At 66.7% G+C, this 22303-nt stretch carries 27 protein-coding genes and 1 pseudogene; 14 read left to right on the forward strand and 14 right to left on the reverse strand.

Annotation, left to right across the window (positions count from 1 at the left end; genetic code table 11):
* Positions 1 to 29: 29 nt before the first annotated feature.
* From purS to AC1RR5_RS19435, 5 genes are all read left to right on the forward strand, one after another.
* On the forward strand, positions 30 to 269 hold the full coding sequence (gene purS / locus AC1RR5_RS19415; RefSeq protein ID WP_492924057.1) for a phosphoribosylformylglycinamidine synthase subunit PurS: 240 nt from the start codon (positions 30 to 32) through the stop codon (positions 267 to 269).
* 97 nt (positions 270 to 366) lie between these two features.
* Entirely contained in the window at positions 367 to 852 is a 486-nt protein-coding gene (locus tag AC1RR5_RS19420; RefSeq protein ID WP_492924059.1) for a DUF3291 domain-containing protein, read from the forward strand.
* A 55-nt stretch (positions 853 to 907) separates the two neighbouring features.
* Positions 908 to 1570: a phosphoribosylformylglycinamidine synthase subunit PurQ gene (gene purQ, locus AC1RR5_RS19425; protein ID WP_492924061.1), complete on the forward strand. Its 663-nt coding sequence runs from the start codon at positions 908 to 910 to the stop codon at positions 1568 to 1570.
* 17 nt (positions 1571 to 1587) lie between these two features.
* Positions 1588 to 2289: a hypothetical protein gene (locus AC1RR5_RS19430; RefSeq protein ID WP_492924063.1), complete on the forward strand. Its 702-nt coding sequence runs from the start codon at positions 1588 to 1590 to the stop codon at positions 2287 to 2289.
* A gap of 92 nt (positions 2290 to 2381) precedes the next feature.
* The gene (locus tag AC1RR5_RS19435) at positions 2382 to 4316 is read left to right on the forward strand and encodes a CocE/NonD family hydrolase (protein WP_492924065.1); all 1935 of its coding nucleotides are present in this window, start codon (positions 2382 to 2384) and stop codon (positions 4314 to 4316) included.
* Between the two features lie 69 nt (positions 4317 to 4385).
* Here the strand turns inward: AC1RR5_RS19435 and AC1RR5_RS19440 are convergent, their stop codons facing one another.
* Entirely contained in the window at positions 4386 to 4556 is a 171-nt protein-coding gene (locus tag AC1RR5_RS19440) for a hypothetical protein (protein WP_492924067.1), read from the reverse strand.
* Between the two features lie 88 nt (positions 4557 to 4644).
* Positions 4645 to 5241: a peptidylprolyl isomerase gene (locus AC1RR5_RS19445; protein WP_492924069.1), complete on the reverse strand. Its 597-nt coding sequence runs from the start codon at positions 5239 to 5241 to the stop codon at positions 4645 to 4647.
* Positions 5242 to 5439: 198 nt separating this feature from the next.
* On the opposite strand from AC1RR5_RS19445, the pseudogene AC1RR5_RS19450 reads away from it, so the two are divergent.
* The 3 genes and pseudogenes from AC1RR5_RS19450 to AC1RR5_RS19460 all read left to right on the forward strand — a co-directional run.
* Positions 5440 to 5643: pseudogene (locus AC1RR5_RS19450) on the forward strand (hypothetical protein); the annotation flags it as partial.
* 93 nt (positions 5644 to 5736) lie between these two features.
* Positions 5737 to 7944, forward strand: a complete 2208-nt coding sequence (gene purL / locus AC1RR5_RS19455) for a phosphoribosylformylglycinamidine synthase subunit PurL (protein WP_492924071.1) — start codon at positions 5737 to 5739, stop codon at positions 7942 to 7944.
* A gap of 17 nt (positions 7945 to 7961) precedes the next feature.
* Positions 7962 to 8309: a hypothetical protein gene (locus tag AC1RR5_RS19460; protein WP_492924073.1), complete on the forward strand. Its 348-nt coding sequence runs from the start codon at positions 7962 to 7964 to the stop codon at positions 8307 to 8309.
* A 69-nt stretch (positions 8310 to 8378) separates the two neighbouring features.
* Here AC1RR5_RS19460 and AC1RR5_RS19465 read toward each other — a convergent pair whose 3' ends face one another.
* The 3 genes from AC1RR5_RS19465 to AC1RR5_RS19475 form a co-directional block, all read right to left on the reverse strand.
* Positions 8379 to 8987, reverse strand: a complete 609-nt coding sequence (locus AC1RR5_RS19465) for a DUF3885 domain-containing protein (protein WP_492924075.1) — start codon at positions 8985 to 8987, stop codon at positions 8379 to 8381.
* A 51-nt stretch (positions 8988 to 9038) separates the two neighbouring features.
* Positions 9039 to 10835 carry a PAS domain-containing hybrid sensor histidine kinase/response regulator gene (locus AC1RR5_RS19470; RefSeq protein ID WP_492924119.1) on the reverse strand — a complete coding sequence of 599 codons (1797 nt, stop codon included), beginning with the start codon at positions 10833 to 10835 and terminating at the stop codon, positions 9039 to 9041.
* A gap of 121 nt (positions 10836 to 10956) precedes the next feature.
* Positions 10957 to 11883 (reverse strand): M20/M25/M40 family metallo-hydrolase, encoded by a 927-nt coding sequence (locus tag AC1RR5_RS19475; RefSeq protein ID WP_492924077.1) that lies wholly within the window; start codon positions 11881 to 11883, stop codon positions 10957 to 10959.
* Between the two features lie 146 nt (positions 11884 to 12029).
* On the opposite strand from AC1RR5_RS19475, the gene AC1RR5_RS19480 reads away from it, so the two are divergent.
* The 4 genes from AC1RR5_RS19480 to AC1RR5_RS19495 are packed head-to-tail and all read left to right on the forward strand — an operon-like array spanning position 12030 to position 13979.
* Complete coding sequence (locus tag AC1RR5_RS19480) at positions 12030 to 12266, forward strand: BolA/IbaG family iron-sulfur metabolism protein (RefSeq protein WP_492924079.1); 237 nt, start codon at positions 12030 to 12032, stop codon at positions 12264 to 12266.
* Between the two features lie 9 nt (positions 12267 to 12275).
* On the forward strand, positions 12276 to 13169 hold the full coding sequence (locus tag AC1RR5_RS19485) for an aldo-keto reductase family protein (RefSeq protein WP_492924081.1): 894 nt from the start codon (positions 12276 to 12278) through the stop codon (positions 13167 to 13169).
* 52 nt (positions 13170 to 13221) lie between these two features.
* A complete protein-coding gene (gene grxD / locus AC1RR5_RS19490) occupies positions 13222 to 13563 on the forward strand; it encodes a Grx4 family monothiol glutaredoxin (RefSeq protein ID WP_454714830.1) in 342 nt (113 codons plus the stop codon).
* Positions 13560 to 13979, forward strand: a complete 420-nt coding sequence (locus AC1RR5_RS19495) for an acyl-CoA thioesterase (protein ID WP_492924083.1) — start codon at positions 13560 to 13562, stop codon at positions 13977 to 13979. Before grxD ends, AC1RR5_RS19495 begins: the two co-directional genes overlap by 4 nt.
* A 172-nt stretch (positions 13980 to 14151) precedes the next feature.
* Here AC1RR5_RS19495 and AC1RR5_RS19500 read toward each other — a convergent pair whose 3' ends face one another.
* On the reverse strand, positions 14152 to 14508 hold the full coding sequence (locus tag AC1RR5_RS19500) for a hypothetical protein (protein ID WP_492924085.1): 357 nt from the start codon (positions 14506 to 14508) through the stop codon (positions 14152 to 14154).
* Positions 14509 to 14617: 109 nt separating this feature from the next.
* On the opposite strand from AC1RR5_RS19500, the gene AC1RR5_RS19505 reads away from it, so the two are divergent.
* Positions 14618 to 15757 carry a serine hydrolase domain-containing protein gene (locus tag AC1RR5_RS19505; protein WP_492924087.1) on the forward strand — a complete coding sequence of 380 codons (1140 nt, stop codon included), beginning with the start codon at positions 14618 to 14620 and terminating at the stop codon, positions 15755 to 15757.
* Here the strand turns inward: AC1RR5_RS19505 and htpX are convergent.
* From htpX to AC1RR5_RS19545, 8 genes are all read right to left on the reverse strand, one after another.
* On the reverse strand, positions 15754 to 16698 hold the full coding sequence (htpX, locus tag AC1RR5_RS19510) for a zinc metalloprotease HtpX (RefSeq protein ID WP_492924089.1): 945 nt from the start codon (positions 16696 to 16698) through the stop codon (positions 15754 to 15756). The genes AC1RR5_RS19505 and htpX overlap by 4 nt on opposite strands.
* Before the next feature lie 8 nt (positions 16699 to 16706).
* Complete coding sequence (locus AC1RR5_RS19515) at positions 16707 to 17021, reverse strand: TFIIB-type zinc ribbon-containing protein (protein ID WP_492924091.1); 315 nt, start codon at positions 17019 to 17021, stop codon at positions 16707 to 16709.
* A gap of 280 nt (positions 17022 to 17301) precedes the next feature.
* Positions 17302 to 17919: a 30S ribosomal protein S4 gene (rpsD, locus tag AC1RR5_RS19520; protein WP_492924093.1), complete on the reverse strand. Its 618-nt coding sequence runs from the start codon at positions 17917 to 17919 to the stop codon at positions 17302 to 17304.
* A 150-nt stretch (positions 17920 to 18069) separates the two neighbouring features.
* Positions 18070 to 18360, reverse strand: a complete 291-nt coding sequence (locus tag AC1RR5_RS19525) for a hypothetical protein (protein WP_492924095.1) — start codon at positions 18358 to 18360, stop codon at positions 18070 to 18072.
* Positions 18361 to 18389: 29 nt separating this feature from the next.
* A complete protein-coding gene (locus tag AC1RR5_RS19530; RefSeq protein WP_492924097.1) occupies positions 18390 to 18656 on the reverse strand; it encodes a type II toxin-antitoxin system RelE/ParE family toxin in 267 nt (88 codons plus the stop codon).
* On the reverse strand, positions 18644 to 18820 hold the full coding sequence (locus AC1RR5_RS19535) for an antitoxin (RefSeq protein ID WP_492924099.1): 177 nt from the start codon (positions 18818 to 18820) through the stop codon (positions 18644 to 18646). Before AC1RR5_RS19535 ends, AC1RR5_RS19530 begins: the two co-directional genes overlap by 13 nt.
* A gap of 51 nt (positions 18821 to 18871) precedes the next feature.
* The gene (gene fghA, locus AC1RR5_RS19540) at positions 18872 to 19708 is read right to left on the reverse strand and encodes an S-formylglutathione hydrolase (RefSeq protein WP_492924101.1); all 837 of its coding nucleotides are present in this window, start codon (positions 19706 to 19708) and stop codon (positions 18872 to 18874) included.
* 166 nt (positions 19709 to 19874) lie between these two features.
* On the reverse strand, positions 19875 to 20984 hold the full coding sequence (locus AC1RR5_RS19545) for an S-(hydroxymethyl)glutathione dehydrogenase/class III alcohol dehydrogenase (protein WP_454714815.1): 1110 nt from the start codon (positions 20982 to 20984) through the stop codon (positions 19875 to 19877).
* A 147-nt stretch (positions 20985 to 21131) separates the two neighbouring features.
* Here AC1RR5_RS19545 and AC1RR5_RS19550 point away from each other — a divergent pair, with 147 nt between their 5' ends.
* Positions 21132 to 22151 (forward strand): oxidoreductase, encoded by a 1020-nt coding sequence (locus AC1RR5_RS19550; protein ID WP_492924103.1) that lies wholly within the window; start codon positions 21132 to 21134, stop codon positions 22149 to 22151.
* The last annotated feature ends 152 nt before the right edge of the window (positions 22152 to 22303 follow it).

Consider the following 22303-nt stretch of genomic DNA (forward strand, 5'->3'; position numbering starts at 1 on the left):
GCCTCAGGCCGCGCGGGGAGAACCTGTCAGTGAAAGCCACCGTCCACGTGTTCCTGAAGCCCGGCGTGCTCGACGTCCAGGGCAAGGCTGTCGAGAACGCCCTGCATGGCCTGGGCTGGCCCTCGGTCAAGGACGCCCGCGTCGGCCGCGTCATCGAATTCGATCTCGAAGCCACGGACGCCGAAGCCGCCAAGGCCGAGGTCAAGTCCATGTGCGAGAAGCTGCTGGCCAATACGGTCATCGAAAGCTACCGCATCGACGTCGCATAAGACGCCATGATGGGGCGGATTTAATCCGCCCCGCCTCTTCCCCTCGAAGCGTCGCCACACAATGTTCGGCGAGCAGACGAGAGAGGGAGAGCCGTCGATGAGCGCGAAGTTTCACCTTGCCGAGGTCAATGTCGGACGCCTGAAGGCGGCCATCGACCATCCGATGATCAAGGACTTCGCGGACAATCTCGACCGCATCAACGCTCTCGCGGAATCCTCGCCCGGCTTCGTCTGGCGACTGAAGGGCGACGGCAACAACGCCACCGACCTGGCGATCGACGGCGATCCCCTGTTCATTCCGAACCTGTCGGTCTGGGAAGACGTCCCGTCCCTGGGCGCCTACGTCTATCGCAGCGGCCACGTCGAGATCATGCGCCGCCGCAAGGAATGGTTCGAGCACATGGAAACCTACATGGCCCTGTGGTGGGTGCCGGTAGGCCATGAACCGACGGTGGAAGAGGCGCTAGAAAAGCTGGCGCTGCTCGAGGCCCACGGCCCGACGCCCTCGGCTTTCACGTTCAAGAGCCCCTTCCCGCCTCCGACCGGTGAACCCGTCGCGCCCGAGCTGGACGAATGTGCGTAGTTTCCGTCCGCGCCGGGACTGACATCCCGTTCGAACGGTGCTACAGGCCCGCGCCATGAAAGCCGCCGTCGTCGTATTCCCCGGTTCGAACTGCGATCGTGACTGCAAGGTCGCCATCGAGCGCTCCGCTGGAGCCCGTGTCGAAATGGTCTGGCACCAGGAGACGGCGCTGCCGGACGACCTGGACCTGATCGTCCTGCCCGGCGGCTTCTCGTACGGCGACTACCTGCGCTGCGGCGCCATGGCGGCCCAGAGCCCGGTCATGAAGGAAGTCGTCTCGGCCGCCGAAAAGGGCGTCGCCGTCGTCGGCATCTGCAACGGCTTCCAGGTGCTGACGGAAGTCGGGCTGCTGCCCGGCGCCCTGCTGCGCAACGCCGGCCTGAAGTACGTCTGCAAGCCGATCGGCCTGGACATCGTCAACGGCCAGACCCGCTTCACCGCCGGTTTCGGCGAGCAGCGCGAAGCCGTGATGACCGTCGGCAACGGCGAGGGCAACTACTTCGCCGACGAGGAAACGCTCGACCGGATCGAAGGCGAAGGCCAGGTGGTGTTCCGCTATCAGGAAAACCCCAACGGGTCGGCCCGCGCCATCGCCGGCATCGTCAACAAGGGCGGCAACGTCCTGGGCCTGATGCCCCACCCCGACCGCGCCTTCGACGCCGACCTCGGCTCCGAGGACGGCGCGGTGCTGTTCCGCAGCATCTTCCAGAGCGCCTGATACGGATGGGCCTCGCGATGCATCGTTCAGCTGTCATCGCCATCGCCCTTCTCGCCGGTCTTTCAGCCTCCGCCGCCCATGCCCAGAACCGCTACTGCGACGCGGGCGACTTCGTCGAGCAGGCCCTCGACAAGGGCGTCGCCGTCTATCGCGTCACGGCCCCGAAGGCCTTCTTCCACAACATCTCTTCCGCCCTCTGCCCCGGGGCGAAGCCTGCCTGTCCGCTCAAGAGCTATCTGATCGCCAAGGACCAGGTCCTGGTCGGCGACATCCAGGACGGCTGGGCCTGCGCCTGGTACCCGGGCGTGAAGACCCGCTACACCGCCGGCTGGCTGCGGGCGGCGGATCTGACCAGGGAAGCGACGCCGACGGCGCCCCTGGGCTGGCTGGGCGACTGGTCCTTCGGTGGCAACAGCCAGATCAGCATCACCCGCGACAAGCACGGCGGCCTGCACGTCGGCGGGGACACCGTGAACACGGGCCGGCCTTCCATGCCGTCCGGCGGCTTCGAAGGCGACCTGAGAGTGGACGGCTCCGCCGGGCTTTACAGCACCTACGACGCCGCCGAGGCGGCCCGCTACAAGAAGCTGTTTCCCGACGCCCCGGAACTGACCTTCTGCACAGTCAAGTTCCGCCGCATCGATCGCTACCTGATCGCCAGCGACGGCGAGGGTTGCTCGGGCGTGGGCGCAACATTCATGGGCGTCTATACGCGCTGACGGGCACAATCGTGCGCCATGGCGCTGTTACACTGTAGCACGCGCCGAAAACCGCTCCTAAGGTGCCCGCCTCTGTAGGAGGGTCAAATCCCATGAGTCTCGCTTCCACCCTGCGCGCTGGCCTGCTGGCCGCCGCAGCCCTGTCCGTCTTCGCCGCTGCCGCCGCTCAGGCGCAGGTCACGTCGATGACCCCGGACATCGACGGCAAGTACGTCCAGACCAAGGTCAATTACGACTACGAGAAGCGCGTGGTCATGATCCCCATGCGCGACGGGACCAAGCTGTACACTGTCATCGTGATCCCCAAGGGCGGCAAGAACCTGCCCATCATGCTGACCCGCACGCCCTACAACGCCGCCAAGCGCGCCGCGCGCGCCGACAGCCCGCGCATGGTCTCGGCCATGCCGCAGGGCGACGAGCCGTTCGTGGCCGACGGCGGCTATATCCGCGTCTTCCAGGACATCCGCGGCAAGTACGGCTCGGAGGGCGAGTACGTCATGACCCGGCCGCTGAAGGGGCCGCTGAACTCGTCCGAGGTCGACCACTCCACCGACGCCTACGACACCATCGACTGGCTGGTGAAGAACGTGCCCGAGACCAATGGCAAGGTCGGCATGCTGGGCAGCTCGTACGAGGGCTTCACCGTCGTGATGGCGCTGGTCAATCCGCACCCGGCCCTGAAGGTCGCCGCGCCCATGAGCCCGATGGTCGACGGCTGGATGGGCGACGACTGGTTCCAGTACGGCGCCTTCCGCCAGATCAATTTCGACTACTTCGCCGGCCAGACCAGCGTGCGCGGCGCGGGCGAGAGCGTCCAGCGACAAGGCTATGACGACTACGCCAACTTCCTGCGCGAAGGCTCGGCGGGCGACTACGCCAAGAACCACGGCCTGGACAAGCTGCCCTGGACCCAGAAGCTGTTCGCTCACCCGGCCTATGACAGCTTCTGGAGCGAGCAGGCCCTCGACAAGACCATGGAGAAGACACCGCTCAAGGTGCCGACCATGTGGATCCAGGGCCTGTGGGACCAGGAGGACATCTGGGGTGCGGTGCACGCCTATCCGGCCCTGGAGAGCAAGGACGCCGGCAACGACAAGAACTACCTGGTGCTGGGTCCCTGGCGGCACAGCCAGGTCAATTACGACGGCTATAACCTGGGCCCGTTCAAGTGGGACGGCGACACCGCCCTGCAGTTTCGCCGCGACGTGATGAAGCCGTTCTTCGACCAGTATCTGAAGGACGGTCCCAAGGCCGACACCCCGCCAGTGCTGATCTACGACCCGGGCCAGAACAAGTGGAACCGCTACGCGTCGTGGCCGCAGGCCGGCGGCGAGGGCAAGCCGGGCAAGAACCTCTATCTGGACGCCAAGGGCGCCCTCTCCTTCTCCGCCCCGGCGGCGGCCAAGGGCGCGGCGGCCTATGACGAATATGTCGCCGACCCGGCCAAGCCGGTGCCTTACATCCCGCGCCCGATGCAGTTCAGCGACCGCAGCCGCTGGACGCCGTGGCTGGTCACCGACCAGCGCAGCGTCGACGGTCGTCCCGACGTCCTCACCTACACCAGCGAAGTCCTGACCGAGCCGCTGAAGATCGCCGGCGTGCCCAAGGTCAACCTGGTCGCCTCGACCAGCGGCACCGACAGCGACTGGGTGGTCAAGCTGATCGACGTCTTCCCCGACGAGGTGCCCAGCCAGCCCGAGTTGGGCGGCTACCAGCTGTCGGTGGGCATGGACATCTTCCGCGGCCGTTATCGCGAGAGCTTCAGCGCGCCCAAGGCCCTGACGCCGAACAAGCCGCTGAAGTACCAGTTCATCCTGCCGACCGCGAACTACACCTTCCAGCCGGGTCACCGGATCATGGTGCAGGTCCAGTCCAGCTGGTTCCCGCTCTATGACCGCAACCCGCAGACCTTCGTGCCGAACATCTTCTTCGCCAAGCCGGCCGACTACGTAAAGGCCACGCAGCGGGTGTTCCACGCGGGCGCCGAGGCCAGCTTCATCGAGCTGCCGGTGGTGGACGCCAAGTAGCCATACGAAAAGGGCCGGCGGTGACCATCCGCCGGCCCTTCCCATCTACGGAGAGGTGTTCAAGTCAGGTCAGCGGTCGCCGCGCCTGAGGTTCTCGTCCTGAGGCTTGGCCTGGTCGCCGGGATTGCGGCCCGGCTCGTTCGAGTTCTGCTTGGGCTGCCCTTGCTGCTGCTGCTGGTCGGGCGCTCGGCGCTGCTGGTCGTTCTGCTGCTGCTGCGGGTCGCGATTGTTGTCAGCCATCGGGCTTACTCCTGTTTCACTCCGCACGCTCTCGGCGCACGAGGACAGAACGGGCCCCGACTTGCGACGTTCCTACGGCGGAGTCGCCTTAATTCCGGCTAAGCTCAAGAATCTTCACGGGTTTCCCGATCATCTGCCCCTTCATGTAGGGGTCGTCGGCCCGCGTTTCCGTCGCCGCCGCGTGGATGGCGCGGACCACATCCATGCCCTCGACCACCTTGCCAAAGGCGGCAAAGCCCCCGCCGTCCTTATTGCGAGCGCCCCCATAGTCCAGCGACGGATTATCGCCCAGGCAGATGAAAAACTCTGAGGTCGCCGAGCCCGGCGTGTCCCGCGCCATCGAGATCACGCCGTCGGTGTGGCGGACGCCGGTGCGCTTGGTCGTCTCGAGGGGAATCGGCGGCAGCGATGGACCGCCGTCGCCCAGCCCGCCCTGGATCACGCTGATGGTGGCGGGATTGTTGTCGTTCTTGGGCGAGACGGTCCGATAGAAGCTCCCGCCCTTCATCAGCCCCTTGTCGGCATAGGCCAGGAAGTTGGCCACGGTGATCGGCGCGCGGTCGGGATAGAGGGCGATGATGATCGTCCCCTTCTCGGTCACCAGTTTCGCACGCACTTCGCGGTCACGACCGGCGGCCGTCAGCGGCGCGGCGGCCAGGGCGGCGAGTACGGTACGACGGCGCATGAGGGTCTCCTGCAACGATATCCCCACCATGGCGCCGTTCGCGGGAGAAAGCTTCGCCTGGAGCTAGAGAATTAAGGTTAAGCTGCACGGCCCAGGGGAGATCGGTGGAATACCCGTTTCAGGTCTACCAATGTTCGGCCAAGGGAAAACAGGAGGGCATCGGCGGAGCCTTCCCAGACGCACAGAGTTAACATCACCATGGCCGACCCCGAAGTTCGGTTCCCCGAGACCTATGTCAGCGGCGTGCCCGTCTGGGCCAAGCGCCGCAAGCGCTCGAGCATCAATCCGCTGCTGAATACGATCATCGTCGTGCTGGCCCTGTTCGGCGCCATCGTGATCGGCGTTTCCCTGCGCATGGGCTCCATCGAAAAGGGCGGCGCGGTCATCGATCAGTGGATCGCCCTGGGCATGAAGCACCTGGAGACCGCCATCAAGGCGATGTAACGGCCTACTGGCTGTAGCGGAATCTGAGCGAGCGGGTTAGAAGGCGCGCCCATGAGCACGCCCCAAAAGCCCATGGCCGAATTGGCCGCCGAGTTCGGTCTGAAACCCGCCGAATATGACGTTGTCCTCAAGCGCCTGGGCCGAGAGCCCAATCTGGTGGAGCTGGGCGTCTTCTCGGTGATGTGGTCCGAGCACTGCTCGTACAAGTCCTCGAAGAACCAGCTGAAGAAGTTCCCGATCGACGGGCCGCGCGTGATCTGCGGTCCGGGCGAGAACGCCGGCGTCATCGACATCGGGGACGGCGACGCGATCATCTTCAAGATGGAGAGCCACAACCACCCGTCCTACATCGAGCCCTATCAGGGCGCGGCGACGGGCGTGGGCGGCATCATGCGCGACGTCTTCACGATGGGCGCGCGGCCGATCGCGCTGCTGAACGCCCTGCGCTTCGGCGATCCCAGCCACCCGAAGACCAAGCGCCTGGTGGATGGCGTGGTCGCCGGCATCGCCGGCTACGGCAACTGCGTGGGCGTACCCACCGTCGCAGGCGAGACCAACTTCCACAAGGGTTACAACGGCAACATCCTGGTCAACGCGATGTGCGTGGGCCTGGCCAAGGCCGACAGCATCTTCTACTCGGCCGCGCCCGGTCCAAACCTGGCGGTCGTCTATTTCGGCTCCAAGACCGGCCGCGACGGCATCCACGGCGCGACCATGTCCTCGGCCGAGTTCTCCGAGGACTCGGAAGAGAAGCGCCCCACCGTCCAGGTCGGCGACCCCTTCGCCGAAAAGCTGCTGATCGAAGCCACCCTGGAACTGATGGCCACCGGCGCGGTCGCCGCCATCCAGGACATGGGCGCGGCGGGCCTGACCTCGTCGTCGGTCGAGATGGCCGGCAAGGGCGGCGTCGGCATCGAGCTGAACATGGACATGGTCCCGCAGCGCGAAGAGGGCATGTCGGCCTACGAGATGATGCTGTCGGAAAGCCAGGAGCGCATGCTGGCGGTCCTGAAGCCCGGCCGCGAGCAGGACGGCCACGCCATCTTCGAGAAGTGGGGCCTGGACGCCGCCGTCATCGGCTACACTACCGACACCGGCCGCCTGGTGTTGAAGCATCACGGCGAGACGGTCTGCGACGTGCCGCTGGCCCCGCTGTTCGACGATGCGCCGCTGTATGACCGCCCGTGGGTGCAGCCCAAGCTCGACCCGCGCCTCGACCCTGCCAAGATCCCCGCGCCGATCGACTGGAACGAAGCGGTCCTGAAGATCGTCGGTTGCCCAGACATGGCCTCCAAGCGCTGGCTGTGGGAACAGTACGACCGCCACGTGATGGCCGACACCCTGGAAGACAGCGCCACCGGCTGCGACGCCGGCATCGTGCGCATCCACGGCTCGGGCAAGGCCATCGCCGTGACCAGCGACTGCACCCCGCGCTACGTCCAGGCCGACCCCTATGAGGGCGGCAAGCAGGCCGTCGCAGAAGCCTGGCGTAACCTGACGGCCGCCGGCGCCCTGCCGATCGCCATCACCGACAACCTCAACTTCGGCAGCCCTGAAAAGCCCGAGACCATGGGCCAGATCGTGCGCGCCACCGACGGCATGGCCGAGGCCTGCCGCGCGCTGGACTTCCCGGTCGTGTCGGGCAACGTGTCGCTCTACAACGAGACCAACGGCGTCGCCATTCCGCCGACCCCGACCGTCGGCGCCGTGGGCCTGCTGGACGACTACGACCTGCGTACCGGCTTCGGCGCTGTGGCCGAGGGCGACACGCTCGTCCTGATCGGCGAGACGCACGGCGAGCTGGGCGCCTCGATCTATCTGCGCGAGATCCTGGGCCGCGAGGACGGCGCCCCGCCGCCGGTCGACCTGGCCGTCGAGCGCAAGAACGGCGACTTCGTCCGGGGCCTGATCTCGTCGGGCCTGCTCGCCGGTGTCCACGACCTGTCGGACGGCGGCCTGCTGATCGCCGCGGCCGACATTGCCCTGGCCAGCAAGGTCGGCGTCACCCTGAACGCCTCCAGCCACGCCCACGCTCACCCCTACCTGTTCGGCGAAGACCAGGCCCGCTACCTGATCGCCACCCCGGACCCCGACGCGGTGCTGGAAGCGGCCAAGGAAGCCGGCATCCACGCCAATGTGGCCGGCGTCGCGGGCGGTGACACGTTTGCGTCAAAGGACCTGTTTAGCGTCTCGCTGACCGCTCTGCGCTCGGCCCACGAAGCCTGGTTGCCGGGCTACATGAACGCCCCCAAGGCGTAAGAGAAAGCACGAGTACAATGCGTATCCTCGCCCTGACCGCCGTCGCTGCTCTCCTGCTGAGCGCCTGCGCGCCCAACGCCCAGCCGGCGACGCCGTCGGCTGAAAACCTGGCCAGCGCCTGCTCGGCCAAGGGCGGCAGCATCCAGCCGGTCGGCAAGGCCCAGATCCCGACCTGCGTCATCCCCTATGCCGACGCCGGCAAGGTTTGCACCGACAAGAGCGAGTGCGAAGGCGCTTGCATCCTCGAAGGCAATATCGAGACCACGGGCGCGGTCGCCGGGACCTGCCAGAAGACCAACCGCCAGTTCGGCTGCTACGCCAAGGTCGTGAACGGCAAATCGACCGGCGCGATCTGCGTCGACTAGGACCATACGCCTCCCGTCATTTCCGCCCCTGGCGGGAATGACGGACCGGCGAGGCCCGCGAACCTCGCGTCAGCCTTCGAAAGCCTCCGCCATTCTGGGCCGATCATGGTCGAGGAGCCACGCGTTGAACTGCGTGTAGAGCGCGGATATCGGCGCCTTGGCGATGGAGGTGATATCCATGCCCCGGTCGTCATAGGCGTTGACCGACACGCCTCGCTCGGGATCGACGAGTTTGGACATGACAGGCGCTTGCGGCATGACGCCCATGTCATGCGCGACCTGGTTCCAGAGCAGGATATCCGCCTGATCCCAAGTCAGCTTCACGGCGCGATGGACCCAAGGCTTGGCCTCATCGACCGCGTCATCCGGCCAGTAATGACCGCTCCATGTCGCCAGGTGGGCCTCGGTAGACACCCCCATCTCTTCGAGATGTCCGAAGGCGGTTCCCTTCGTCCAGCCGCGCCACTTGGCTCCCATTTCTCTTTTGGGATCGGGATAGGCGGCTATGACACCCATCAGGTTGTCCGTCGGGAGCGCCGCGCGCGCCAGGGTGCGTGCACGATCATAGCTGCTCGTGAACATGGTCACCGGGGTAACGCCCTGGTTCAGCTCAAATCTCAGCCGATACGACGACGCCCACAGGTCGCGTTCCCAGTCCGGTCCGAAGGATAAGGCCATCACTCTTCTATAGGTGGCGTCGCCAAGGTCCGCAAAGGGTGGGCGGTCCCCCTAGGCCGCGTGCACCCTGCCCGACCACCGCGCCACCGTTTCCAGCAGCTTAGTCGGGTTGATCGGCTTGCCCAGGTGATCATCCATGCCCGCCGCCAGGCAGGTGGCGATCTGTTCGGGCAGGACATTGGCGGTCATGGCCACGATCGGGGTGGCCGCGCCGCGGGCGCCTTCCATGGCGCGGATCTCGCGGGTGGCAGTCAGGCCGTCCATCACCGGCATCTGCACGTCCATCAGCACGAGGTCGTAGTGGCCCTGGCGCATGGCCTCGATACCGGCGACGCCGTCATTGGCCGTCTCCACGCCGATGCCGAACGGCTCCAGCATGGTGCGGATCAGCTCGCGGTTCACCGCATTGTCCTCGACCAGCAGCAGGCGCACGCCGGCGTCGGGGTCCAGGGGCGAAGCCTCCTCGGCTTCCGCCGCCGGCAGCTCGGCCAGCGGGCCGCGCACTTCGAACCAGAAGGTCGAGCCCTGCCCTTCGGCGCTGTCGACGCCGATCTGGCCGTCCATGCGCTCGATGATCCGCCGCGAGATGGCCAGGCCCAGGCCCGTGCCGCCGAACCGGCGCGAGACCGCAGCGTCGGCCTGCGAGAAGCGGTCGAAGATCGCCTCGCGGTTCTCGGGCGCGATGCCGATGCCGGTGTCGATCACCTCGCCGCGCAGCACCGCCTGATCGCCGTCGATCGTCTGGGTGAGCGCGACCGTGATCGCGCCGTGGGCCGTGAACTTCACGGCGTTGGACAGGAAGTTCAGCAGCACCTGCGACAGGCGCGGGCCGTCCAGGCTCATCGGCGCGACATTGCTTGCCACGCGGACCTCGACCTTCAGCCCCTTGGCGACGGCGCGCTCTTCGACCAGGGCCGCGCAGGACGAGGCCATGGCGGCCGGATCGAACGGGCCCGGATCCAGCTCCAGCCCGCCGGCCTCAAGCCGCGAGAAGTCCAGCACGTCGTTGACGACGCTGAGCAGGGTGTTGCTGGCGTCCAGGATGTGGCCGACTTGGCGGGCGGCGGTCGCGTCGAGGCCCCGCGAGCGGCGCAGCACCTCTGAGAAGCCGATGATCGCCGTCAGCGGCGTGCGCAGCTCGTGGGTCATGTTGGCCAGGAAGTCGGACTTGGCCGCCGAGGCCGCCTCGGCCAGTTCCAGCGCCTTGGCGATGCCGATCTCCAGCCGCTTGCGCTCGGTGATGTCGCGCGAGGTGACCAGCAGGATGTCCGAGCCATCGCCCAGCCGCGAATAGGAGCTTTCCAGCCAGATCCACGTCCCGTCCTTGCGCACGGACTCGTAGTCGGCATGGACCGGCGGGCCGCCGGCGGTCAGGCCGCGGATCAGGCCCTGCACGCGCTTGAAGTCGGCGTCGCTGACCATGGCCTGGGGCGGCAAGGCCATGAACTCGTCGTGGGTGTAGCCGGTGATGCGTTCGATGCTGGGCGAGCTGTAGATGCGCTCGCCCTTGGGCGACCACAGGGCCACGTGGTCGGTCAGGTTGTCGCCCAGCAGTCGGTACAGGCGATCGGCCTCGCGATACTGCTCGATGGCGCGCTGCTGGGCTTCGACGCTGGCCGACAGGTCGTCGCGCATCTGCTCCAGCTTCATCCGCTGGCTGGTCAGCCAGTAGGCCAGGGGCGTGGCGACCAGGGTGGCGATGATCAGGGTCGTGAACGGCGTGAAGCCCTGCGGATTATGCATGACCAGCACGTTGACGACGTAATCCGACAGCAGCGCCGCACCGACGATGAAGCCCACCGTTGGCGCGGTCTTGAAGATCCGGTCTCTCACGACGGCCGGGTTGATCGCGGCGCTCCTTCAGCTTGGCGGAATCACGATGAGCCCTGCCACATTAAGGAGAGATGGGGTTATTCCGCCAGCCGCGGTGACAATTCGTCGCGCCGTGAAATCCAATAAAACCGAGGGTTTAGCGCCCCGACGCCTTGGCCACGTCGTCGAGGTCGCGCTCCAGCGCCTGGGACGCCTGGACCACCGTCGCCACCGAGCGCTTGAAGAAGTCCTGCGGCACGGTCGCGAAGTCGTCCGTGGGCTTATGATATTCGGGATGGTCCTCGACCCCGAAATAGATCCACGGCACGCCCTTCTCGGCGAAGGCGTAGTGGTCGGACTGGTTGGTCCAGTTGTTCTCCTTTCCGCCCTCGTCGGTGTCGTGGCCCAGCTTCAGGGTCACCGGCGCGGTGGCGGCCACCTTGACCAGGATCGGCTTCAGGTAAGGGAAAGGCGCTGTCCCCGAGACGTAGAGCTCGTTCTTGGGGTTCTTGGCCAGCATGTCGAAATTGATGTTCAGCGCGATCGTCGACAGCGGGACCGGCGGGTTGGCCGCGAAGGCCTTGGCGCCGCGCAGGCCGCCTTCCTCGGCGTCGACCACCGCCAGGATCACGTCGTGCTTGGGCGGCTTGGCCTTGAAAGCCTCGGCCACGGCCAGCAGGCCCGCCACGCCCGAGGCGTTGTCGTCGGCGCCGTTGTAGATCTGGCCGTCGCGGACACCCAGGTGATCGTAGTGGGCCGAGACGACCACGGCCTTGCCGCCGGTCTCAGTCCCTTTGATGCGGGCGATCAGGTTCGTCCCTTGCGCCGTCGCGCCGTCGCGCTTCTGGAACGTGAAGGTCTGCTCGAACTTGTCGCCCAGCGGCGACAGGCCGATCTCGGCGAACCGCGACAGGATGTAGGCCCGCGCCTTCTCCGAGCCCGGCGTGCCGACCAGGCGGCCCTGCATGTCGTCAGCCGACAGGATGCGGACGTCGTCGAGAGCCTTGTCACCCGGGTCGGCGAAGGCCGGCGCGGCAGCGAAAACGGCGGCGGTGAGCGCCACAGCGCAGGAAAGACGGATCATTCCGCCTACATGCCGTGCGCCGCGCGGCGATTTCAATTAAATCTCCGACAGATCGCCGTGGCCCGGAATGACAAACGCTGTCAGCGTGCGTCCGTCCTTAAGGATTCGCGGCCAGATAGACTTTCTTAGAGACCGGAGTCCCTCCAGTGCCCATGTCCCATGCCGACCTCGAAGCGCGCCTGACAGCAGCCTTCCCGGATTCCGAGATCGTGCTGACCGACCTGGCCGGCGACAACGACCACTGGAAGGCCCGCATCGTCTCGCCGGCCTTCAAGGGCCTGCCGCGCGTGCGCCAGCACCAGTTGGTCAACAAGGCCCTGGCCGACGTGCTGGGCGGCGTCCTGCACGCCCTGGCCCTCGAAACCGCCGCCCCGGCCGAATAGGAGCCTTCGTTGCGCTATCGCCCGTTCGGCGCGTCTGGCATGGCGGTTTCGGCGCTGACCCTGCGCCTGGCCGACAGCGCGCGCCTGCGAGCCAACGACTGGCGCGCCCTGGTCTTCACGGCCCTCGAGAACGGCATCAACAGTTTCCAGGTCGAGGGCGACAGTCCCGAGTTGCTCAAGGGCGCGGGCGAGGCCTTCGCCAGCGTCGAGCGGCGGCTGCTGTTCCTGACCTGGCGGGTGCGCGGCGACTCCGGCTTGCTGGGCCAGCAGGCCGTCGACAGCCTGCTGGGTTCGGCCTTCGAGGGGCTGGGCCTGAACTATGTCGACCTTGTCCTGATCAACGACCCGCTGGGCCCTGCCCTGCCCACGGCCTTCGACGCGGGCCTGCGCGCGCTGCATGAGAGCCGCGCGATCAAGGGCATCGGCATCGCCAGCCGCGGCGACATCGACCCGCGCCTGTTGAAGAGCGGCCTGGTCACGGCCGTCTCCTCACCGTTCAACCTGTCGTCGGGCTGGGCCGAGCGCCACCGCATCCGCCACGCCTCGACGCACGACTTCGCCGTCATCGGCGAGGACTTCTGGCCCCAGGCTCTGCGCGATAGCGGCGGGGTCGCCGCCGCGCCCAAACCGTCGCTGTGGCGGCGTCGCACCGATCCGCTGGCCGACTTCGGCGGCTACGAGTTCCTGCACAACACGCCCAGCTGGAATGCCGAGGAAATCTGCCTGGGCTACGCCCTGACCGAACCCTCGCTGTCGACAGTGCGCGTCATGGCCAGCAACCGCGCCGAGGTCGAGCGCCTGGCCGCTGTGGTCGAGCGCGACCTGCCTACCGGCGTCTGCGCCCAGATCGAGATGGCCCGCTTCTCGGCACAGGAACGCGAGAAGGCAGCGGGTCGCACTTGACCCAGGGCCCCGTGGCGCCTAGCTGAAAGGCTTACGCCCTAGGACTATCGCCATGACCGACGTCGCTTCCTCCCCCGCCATCGACTTCATCGCCAAGACCGTGGCCGAGCATCCGGTTGTGCTGTTCATGAAGGGCGTGCCCGACCAGCCGCGCTGCGGCTTCTCGTCGGTGGCCGTGCAGATCCTCGACCACCTGGGCGTCGAGTTCATCGGCGTCGACGTCCTGCAGGACGACGACCTGCGCCAGGGCATCAAGACCTTCACCGACTGGCCGACCATCCCGCAGCTCTATGTGAAGGGCGAATTCCTGGGCGGCAGTGACATCGTCCGCGAGATGTTCCAGTCGGGCGAGCTGAAGACCCTCTTCGTCGAGCAGGGCCTGATCGCGGCGTGAGCCGACTGTTCGTCCCGCCTTCAGACGCCTATTCCCTGACCTTCGAGCCCAAGGCGTCGGACATCGACGCCAACGGCCACGTCAACAACGTGGTCTATCTGGCCTGGGCCCAGGACCTGGCCATCGCCCACTGGGAAGCGTGGGCGAGCGAAGAACAGCGCGCGCCCTGGAGCTGGATCGCCCGCCGTCACGAGATCGACTACCGCCGCGAGCTGTTGCCGGGCGAGATCGCCACCGGCTACACCTGGGTCGGTGAGCTGAAGGGCCCGCGCTTCGAGCGCTACGTCCGCATCGACGGCCCCGACGGCGAGATGTGCGCCCAGAGCCGCACCGACTGGGTGCTGCTCGACATCGCCGCCAAGCGCCCTGCCCGCGTGCTGCCCTGGATGATCGAGCGCTTTACGCCGAATGGCTAGGGTCGCGACGGTCGGTGGATCGTCATGATCCGAAAACCCCGGCAATGCGAGCAGCGCCCCAGCGTATAGCTGGTTCCGGCCCCGCCGATGCGAACACCGCCAGCCGCAGCCAGCGACTTCTGGCGACCACAGCTGACACATTGGATCTTCCAGCCCGGCGCGGCGGCGTCAGTCATGTCGTCTCCTCAGGGCGGTGTAGCGGATTGGCGATGACGATCCGTTCGCCCGACGTCAGGCCAAGCTCGGCGTAGGCGAACACCAGGTCGACGGCGCGGGTCGGTCCCTTGCACGTCTCCAGCCGTCGCCGGGCAAAAGCGACCACCGCATGGCCGGCCTTGCGGTCGACGCGGAACACGAAGTCGGCCCTGGCCGCGCAGCCCCGGGACGTCACCCGGATGGTCAGGCCGTCCGCGCCGGCGTCGGCGGCGAGCAACGGCTCCAGCTCGGGAAAGGTCTCGCCGGGCGACGCGGCCAGCAGGCCAGGCGTGGTCGCGCAGCCGGCCAGGGCCAGCGCCGCTCCGGTGATCACAAAACCTCTGCGCGACTGAATGAAGTTCATCGACCTCTGTACGAACGACCGAAACTGCGGTGAAGATCGCCCACCGCTGGCCGCGTGACCAGCCTTTCGGGAGCGTATCGTGCGTCTTCGTTCTGCTTTGCTGGCCGCGTCCCTGGCCAGCGTCATGGCCGCCCCGGCCGTCGCCGCTGACTACAAACAACTCGACGCCGAGATCGATCGGCTGATCGTCGCCGGCAAGATCCCCGGACTGGCCGTGGCCGTGATCGACAACGGCAAGGTCGCCCACGTTGTCGCCAAGGGCGTCCGCAACGAGAAGGGCGATCCGCTGACGACCGACACGATCATGTACGCGGCGTCGCTGACCAAGATGACCTTCGCCTACTACGTCCTGATGCTGGTCGACGACGGCAAGATCGATCTCGACAAGTCGATCGCCGACTACCTGCCCAAGCCCCTGCCCGCCTATCCGAAATATGCCGACCTGGGCGTCGACGAACGCTGGAAGACCATCACCATCCGCCGCCTGCTGACCCACAGCTCGGGCCTGGCCGACCAGCGGTTCTACGATCCGGAGAACAAGTTCCGCTTCAATCTGGAGCCGGGCAGCCGCTACGCCTACTCGAACGAGGGCGTCAACCTGGCCCAGTTCGTCATCGAGGAGAGCCTGGGCCTGAAGGTCGGCGACGAGATGAACCGTCGCCTGTTCCAGCCCTTAGGCATGACCCGCTCCAGCATGATCTGGCGCGATGACTTCAAGGGCGACCTGGCCGACGGCGTACACGAGGACGGCAAGTGGGAGGCCCACGACGACCGCTCCAGCGTCAAGGCGGCCGGCTCGCTGGACACCACGATCGCCGACATGGGCAAGCTGGCGGCGGCCATGATCTCGGGCTGGGGCTTGTCGGCCAAGGCCCGCGCCGAGCTGGACAAGGCCAGCTTCCCGATCGTCAGCGAGGCCCAGTTCCCGCCGTTCCTGATCAAGGACAATCCCGCCAACGCCAGGATCGGCCTAGCCGCCGGCATCGGCGTGGTCGTCTATGACGGACCGCAGGGCCGCGCCTTCTTCAAGGGCGGCCATAACGACATCACCGACAACCACGTGGGCTGCGTCGAGAAGGGCAAGCGCTGCGTGGTCCTGCTCAGCAACAGCGGCCTGGGCCAGCGCCTCTATCCGACCCTGGTCAAGTCCGTGCTGGGCGATCTGGGCACGCCCTGGGCTTGGGAATATCCCCGTAAGCTGCCGGTGGAAGCGCCCTAACCCCAGGGACCAGGATTGCTGCTCGGCGGCGCGACCGAAGCCGTGACCGGCACGGCCGGGCGTCGCGCGCCCTGCCCCACGCCCAGCCGCATCAAGGCCTCGACGCGGTTCTGGGTCGAAGGGTGTGTCGAGAACAGGCTGTCCGCGCCCTTCCCGGTCAGCGGGTTGATGATGAACATGTGGGCCGTGGCCGGATTGCGCTCGGCGTCGTGGTTGACGTAGCCGCCGCGCGCATAGGCCTCGATCTTCTCCAGGGCGCGGGCCAGAGCGGCCGGGTCGCCGCCGATCTGGGCGCCGATGCGGTCGGCCTCGTATTCGCGAGCCCGGCTGATGGCCATCTGCACCAGCATGGCGGCGATCGGGGCCAGGATGGCGATGGCGATCGCGCCGATCATCCCGCCAATGCCGCCGCCATTGTCCTCCTCGTCGCGCGAGCCGCCGAAGAAGAACGCGAAATTGGCCAGGGCCGAGATCGCGCCGGCGATGGTCGCCGTCACGGTCATGACCAGGGTGTCACGGTTCTTTACGTGGGCCAGCTCGTGGGCCATGACGCCGCGGATCTCGTCGCGGGTCAGCAGCTGCAGCAGGCCAGTCGTGGCGGCGACGGCCGCGTGGACTGGGTCGCGGCCAGTGGCGAAGGCGTTGGGCTGGGCGTTGTCGATCACTGTCACGCGCGGACGTGGCAGGCCAGCCTTCCGGGCCATCTCCACGACGTCGATGACGTAGTTGCGGATCAGCGGCTCGGGGTGGCTCTCGTCAACCTCCTGCGCGCCATAGGTCCGCAGCACGATCTTGTCGGCGTTCCAGTACGAGAAGGCGTTGAGGGCCAGCGCGAACGCCAGGGCGATCAGCATGCCGGTCGGCCCGCCGATCAGATAGCCCGCGCCCATGAACAGGGCCGTCAGGCCCGCCAGCAGCATGTAGGTCTTGAAGTGGTTCATCGTGTCGGTCAGTCGAAGATGTCGAACAGGTCGAAGCGCTTCTTCTTGTGATGACCATGCTGGCCGTGGTGGCGGCGATCATCGTCGTCGTAGCGCTTGTGCTCATCGTGACGCTTATGGTCGGCGTAGTGGTCGGGGCGGCTATAGGGCCGCTGGCCGGCCTGAGCAGCCTGGGCCTCCTCGCGCTCGATCACCATCAGCTTCTCCAGCTCGCCACGGTCCAGCCAGACGCCACGGCAGCGCGGGCACATGTCGAACTCGACGCCGGCGCGCTGCACGGCCTGCATGGAGCCGTCGCAGTTGGGGCACATCAGAAGGGGCATACGGAACCTCCGGTCCAAAGGGATGGATCGGGTGTCCTCGTGTCGGAGGCGGCGCCTTGGGGAGGGGGGCTTAGGCGGCCGGACCCACTGACATCGAGAACACCCGATGCGGTCCGACATCACGAGTGCTTGCATCACTCGCCAGAGGGGCCCGGTCCCGCCTTATAAAGCTGGGGGAGCGCCCGGAGCCTTTCAAGGGGGCTCCTTCCCTTAAGGGGCGCGCAACAAAAAAGGCCCCGGATCGCTCCGGGGCCTTTTCCATTTGGTTCGGATCCGACGCTTACGAAGCGTAGAATTCGACGACCAGGTTCGGTTCCATCTTCACCGGATACGGAACTTCCGACAGTTCCGGAGCGCGGACGAAGGTGGCCGACAGGCCCTTGGCGTCGACCGAGACGTACTCGGCGAAGTCACGCTCGTTCGAGGCGACCGCTTCCAGGACCAGAGCCATGTTGCGCGACTTTTCGCGGACCTGGATCACGTCGCCCGGCTTGCAGCGGTACGACGGGATGTTCACGCGCTTGCCGTTCACGGTCACGTGGCCGTGGTTCACGAACTGACGGGCGGCGAACACGGTCGGCACGAACTTGGCGCGATAGACGATGGCGTCCAGGCGCGATTCGAGCAGAGCGATCAGGTTCTCCGAGGTGTTGCCCTTGCGGCGAGCAGCTTCCTCGTAGGTGCGCGAGAATTGCTTCTCGGTCAGGTTACCGTAGTAGCCCTTCAGCTTTTGCTTGGCGCGCAGCTGCAGGCCGAAGTCCGAGACCTTCTGCTTGCGGCGTTGGCCGTGCTGGCCGGGGCCGTACGAGCGCGAGTTGACCGGGGACTTGGGACGGCCCCACAGGTTTTCACCCATGCGACGGTCGATCTTGTACTTGGCGCTATGGCGCTTGGACATAAGTCACTCTTCTATTCGATCCGGGCCGGCTCCCCTCGAAAGAGGTGCGATCTCAACGGCGGCTTCGGGTCAATCCGTCATGCGGTTTTCGCACCGTCCGGCGAGCCGGCGGCGTGAAGGGGTGGCTTATGAGCGAACGGGGTCGGGGAGTCAATGCGAACGGTCGTGCCCCAGCATGGCCCGCCGCTCGCGCGAGCGACGTTGCTGGCGCCGCTGACCAACCCGCCACGCCATCCACAACACCCAGTAGCCCGCCACCGCCAGAAACGGCAGGAACAGCGAGAACCGGCTCAGGCCCGGTCCCCTCCCGTAGCGCCCGGGGACATCCAGGGCGTCCAGCAGGACCAAGCCCCATCCGACGACAAAGATCAGCGCCATCGACGGCCAGGGCGTCAACGGATTGATCAGGTCGTCATTCCGGTCGGGACGGTCGGGGCGCATACGTCTGTCTTCCAGCCTCTCGCGCCCAGTCAGAGCTGCGCGGCGTGTCGGATGCGAACGATATGCACGACATCATCCCCCACATGGTAGCGTATGACATAGGGCGGAAGGACAACCAGTTCTCGCAAGGTCGCCGTCGCCAGACGGCCACGGCCGGGATGTTGCGCCAGACTTTCCGCTGCTGACCGCAGGCGGCTAGCCATACGCTGCGCGGCGAGCGGATTGAACTGTCCGATGTAGTCGCGGATGGCCGCCAGATCGGCCAGCGCTCGCCACGTCCAGACTACTTGCGCCACTTGGCCGGAGCGGGTTTCTCATCCGGCGTACCCCAGGTGTCGAGCCATGCCGCCACCTCTTCATGCGGGACGACGCGACCGGCCGCGATGTCTGCCATGCCTTCGGCGTCAGCCGCGGCTTCGGCTTCTTCATCGATCTCGAAGATGGAGGGCTCGGCGACCATGAGGACAGCATAGCAGATCGCTACGCGCCCTCAACGGTTCGAGGCTGCAAACTACAATCTTTGCGCGTGCCGCGCCACGTGATCGCCGATGAAGGTTGTGATGAAGAAGTAGCTGTGGTCGTAGCCGTCCTGGCGGCGGACCGTGACCTTGCGGCCGGCCGTGTTGGCGGCGGCTTCGATCAGTTCGGGCTTCAGCTGGTTTTCCAGGAAGTTGTCGGCCAGGCCCTGGTCGATCAGGATCTCGTCGAAGCTCTCGCCGGCGCCATCCTCGATCAGGGCGCAGGCGTCGTGGGCGCGCCACGCCGCGCGGTCGGGGCCGAGATAGGCCGTCAGCGCCTTGTCGCCCCACGGGCAGTTCAGCGGCGAGACGATCGGCGAAAAGGCGCTGACCGACTTGAAGAGGTCCGGGTTGCGCAGCGCGATCGTCAGCGCCCCATGCCCGCCCATCGAGTGGCCGAAGATCCCGCGCCGGCCCGCGTCCAGCGGGAAGGCGCCGTCGACGGCCTCCAGCAGGTCCTTGGTCACGTACGAATACATCTGGAAGTGCGGCGCCCACGGCGCCTGGGTGGCGTCGACATAGAAGCCGGCGCCCTGCCCCAGGTCATAGGCCGGATCGTCGGCCACGCCCTCGCCCCGCGGCGAGGTGTCGGGCGCGACGATCGCCACGCCGTGCTTTGCGGCATAGGCATAGACCCCCGACTTCACCGTGAAATTGTCCTCGGTGCAGGTCAGGCCCGACAGCCAGACGAGATAGGGGAACGGCCCCTCCCCATCCGGAACCCACACGGTGAACTTCATCGGCGTGCCAGCGCTGGCGCTCTCGTGCTTGCAGTAGCGCAGCGTGCCGCCGTGGACGCGATGGGTGTTAAGGATCTCGACTTCGGACATTTTGCCTACTCAACGATCCTTCTCCCCTTGCGGGAGAAGGTGGCTTGCGAAGCAGGTCGGATGAGGGGTCGCACCGGCATCACCGTGCGCAGTTGAACCGACCATCAGCCCCTCATCCGTCGCCTGCGGCGACACCTTCTCCCGCAAGGGGGAGAAGGATGAAGACCTAGAACGTCACCACGGTCCGGATGCTCTCGCCCGCATGCATCAGGTCGAAGGCCTTGTTGATGTCTTCCAGCGGCAGGACGTGGGTGATCATCGGGTCGATCTGGATCTTCCCGTCCATGTACCAGTCGACGATCTTGGGCGTGTCGGTGCGGCCGCGCGCGCCGCCGAAGGCGGTGCCTTTCCAGACGCGGCCGGTGACCAGCTGGAACGGACGGGTGGAGATCTCCTTGCCCGCCTCCGCCACGCCGATGATGATGCTTTCGCCCCAGCCGCGGTGGCAGGCTTCCAGCGCCGTGCGCATCACGCCGGTGTTGCCGGTGGCGTCGAAGGTGTAGTCGGCGCCGCCGTCGGTCAGGGCCACCAGGTGCGCGACCAGGTCGCCCTGCACGTCCTTCGGGTTCACGAAGTGGGTCATGCCGAACTTGCGGCCCCACTCCTCGCGGTCCGGATTGAGATCGACGCCGATGATCATGTTGGCGCCGACCAGCTTCAGGCCCTGGATGACGTTCAGGCCGATGCCGCCCAGTCCAAAGACGATGGCGTTGGCGCCCGGCTCGACCTTGGCGGTGTTGGTGACCGCGCCCACGCCCGTGGTCACGCCGCAACCGCAGTAGCAGGCGGTCTTGAACGGCGCGTCCTTGCGGATCTTGGCCACCGCGATCTCGGGCAGCACCGTGTAGTTCGAGAAGGTCGAGCAGCCCATGTAGTGGGCGATCGCTTGGCCCTTGTACGAGAAGCGGCTGGTGCCATCGGGCATCAGGCCCTTGCCCTGGGTGGCGCGGATGGCCGTGCACAGGTTGGTCTTGCCGCTGAGGCAGCTTTTGCACTGGCGACATTCGGGCGTGTAGAGCGGGATCACGTGATCGCCGACCGCCACCGAGGTGACGCCGGCGCCGACCTCGACCACCACGCCCGCGCCTTCGTGGCCCAGGATCGAGGGGAAGATACCTTCGCTGTCCAGGCCGTCGAGCGTGTAGGCGTCGGTGTGGCAGACGCCGGTGGCCTTGATCTCGACCATCACCTCGCCGGCCTTGGGACCTTCCAGGTCGACCTCGACGATTTCCAGCGGCTTCTTGGCTTCGAAAGCGACGGCGGCGCGGGTCTTCATCTTGAGTCTCCTGGAGAGCGAACGCGCGCAATCTGCCGTCGAAGCGGCGCCGGGTCGAGCAAAAGACGCACCCATTTTTTGCCCGTCGTCGTGACCAGGGTTCAGCGAACAACTAGGGTCCCGAACCTTCGCCGTCGGAGCCTGCCCATGACCAAGACTCTCAACGTCGCCCTGCTGGGCTATGGCATGGCGGGCAAGGTGTTCCACGCGCCGCTGATCGCCGCCACGCCGGGGCTGACGCTCAAGACCGTGGTCACCTCACGGGTCGATCAAGTCGCGGCCGACCATCCGGGCGCGGTCGTCGTTTCCGACGTCGCCACGGCCCTGGCCGATCCCGCCGTCGACCTCGTCGTGGTCGCCACGCCCGACGCCGTCCACGCCCAGCACGGCCGCGCGGCTTTGGCGGCCGGCAAGGCGGTGCTGATCGACAAGCCGTTCGCCACCACCCTAGCCGACGCCCAGGCCCTGGCAGAGCAGGCCCAGCACGAAGGCAAGTTGCTCAGCGTGTTCCACAACCGCCGCTGGGACAGCGACTTCCTGACCCTCAAGCAGCTGATCGCCGACGGCGCCCTGGGCGCGGTCACCCACTTCGAGTCCCGCTACGACCGCTTCCGCCCCGTCGTCGTCGACCAGTGGAAGGAGAAGGCCGGCGCCGGCACCTGGTACGGCCTGGGCCCGCACCTCGTCGACCAGGCGCTGCAGCTGTTCGGCCTGCCGGTCGGCGTCTATGCCGACTTCGCGGTCCAGAAGGACGGCGGCCAGGCGGTCGACTATTGCCATGTGCTGCTGCGCTATCCGCGCCTGCGGGTGATCCTGCACGCCTGCCAGCTGGCCTTGGTCAATGACCTGCGCTTCGTGGTGCACGGGACCGGCGGCAGCTTCGTCAAGCATGGCCTGGACCCGCAGGAGGCCGCCCTGGCCGCTGGTACGAAGCCCGGCGGCGAAGGCTGGGGCGTCGATCCGCGTCCGGGCGCCCTGACCCGCGTCGAGGGCGGCTCGGACTTCAACAGCCTGCCCGGCGACTATCTGGCCTTCTACGCCGCCCTGCGCGACGCCTTGAACGGCGCCGCGCCCAACCCGTCGAACCCGGCCGACGCCCTGGCGACCATGACCATCATGGACCTGGCCATGCGCAGCGCCCAGGAGCGCCGGGAACTGGCGGTCTAGGGCCAATCGACATTCAGGATTCTCAGGTGCCGAGATGTCTGATTCATAGGGCTCCGTTCGATTGACGGAGCCTTATTGATGTCGGCCAAGCGTTACGAGTTGAACCAGACGCAGTGGGAGCGGATCGCGCCGTTGTTGCCGGGCAAGGCGAG

Source organism: Caulobacter sp. GW821-FHT11E11 (genome assembly GCF_058808315.1).

Coding starts and splice junctions, on each gene's coding strand:
- fghA (WP_492924101.1), bottom strand. CDS start 19,708: ATGTCCGAAGTCGAGATCCTTAACACCCATCGCGTCCACGGCGGCACG.
- AC1RR5_RS19420 (WP_492924059.1), top strand. CDS start 367: ATGAGCGCGAAGTTTCACCTTGCCGAGGTCAATGTCGGACGCCTGAAG.
- AC1RR5_RS19515 (WP_492924091.1), bottom strand. CDS start 17,021: ATGCCCCTTCTGATGTGCCCCAACTGCGACGGCTCCATGCAGGCCGTG.
- AC1RR5_RS19435 (WP_492924065.1), top strand. CDS start 2,382: ATGAGTCTCGCTTCCACCCTGCGCGCTGGCCTGCTGGCCGCCGCAGCC.
- purQ (WP_492924061.1), top strand. CDS start 908: ATGAAAGCCGCCGTCGTCGTATTCCCCGGTTCGAACTGCGATCGTGAC.
- AC1RR5_RS19445 (WP_492924069.1), bottom strand. CDS start 5,241: ATGCGCCGTCGTACCGTACTCGCCGCCCTGGCCGCCGCGCCGCTGACG.
- AC1RR5_RS19545 (WP_454714815.1), bottom strand. CDS start 20,984: ATGAAGACCCGCGCCGCCGTCGCTTTCGAAGCCAAGAAGCCGCTGGAA.
- AC1RR5_RS19430 (WP_492924063.1), top strand. CDS start 1,588: ATGCATCGTTCAGCTGTCATCGCCATCGCCCTTCTCGCCGGTCTTTCA.
- grxD (WP_454714830.1), top strand. CDS start 13,222: ATGACCGACGTCGCTTCCTCCCCCGCCATCGACTTCATCGCCAAGACC.
- AC1RR5_RS19460 (WP_492924073.1), top strand. CDS start 7,962: ATGCGTATCCTCGCCCTGACCGCCGTCGCTGCTCTCCTGCTGAGCGCC.
- AC1RR5_RS19440 (WP_492924067.1), bottom strand. CDS start 4,556: ATGGCTGACAACAATCGCGACCCGCAGCAGCAGCAGAACGACCAGCAG.
- rpsD (WP_492924093.1), bottom strand. CDS start 17,919: ATGTCCAAGCGCCATAGCGCCAAGTACAAGATCGACCGTCGCATGGGT.
- htpX (WP_492924089.1), bottom strand. CDS start 16,698: ATGAACCACTTCAAGACCTACATGCTGCTGGCGGGCCTGACGGCCCTG.
- AC1RR5_RS19535 (WP_492924099.1), bottom strand. CDS start 18,820: ATGGTCGCCGAGCCCTCCATCTTCGAGATCGATGAAGAAGCCGAAGCC.
- AC1RR5_RS19525 (WP_492924095.1), bottom strand. CDS start 18,360: ATGCGCCCCGACCGTCCCGACCGGAATGACGACCTGATCAATCCGTTG.
- AC1RR5_RS19475 (WP_492924077.1), bottom strand. CDS start 11,883: ATGATCCGTCTTTCCTGCGCTGTGGCGCTCACCGCCGCCGTTTTCGCT.
- AC1RR5_RS19465 (WP_492924075.1), bottom strand. CDS start 8,987: ATGGCCTTATCCTTCGGACCGGACTGGGAACGCGACCTGTGGGCGTCG.
- purL (WP_492924071.1), top strand. CDS start 5,737: ATGAGCACGCCCCAAAAGCCCATGGCCGAATTGGCCGCCGAGTTCGGT.
- AC1RR5_RS19550 (WP_492924103.1), top strand. CDS start 21,132: ATGACCAAGACTCTCAACGTCGCCCTGCTGGGCTATGGCATGGCGGGC.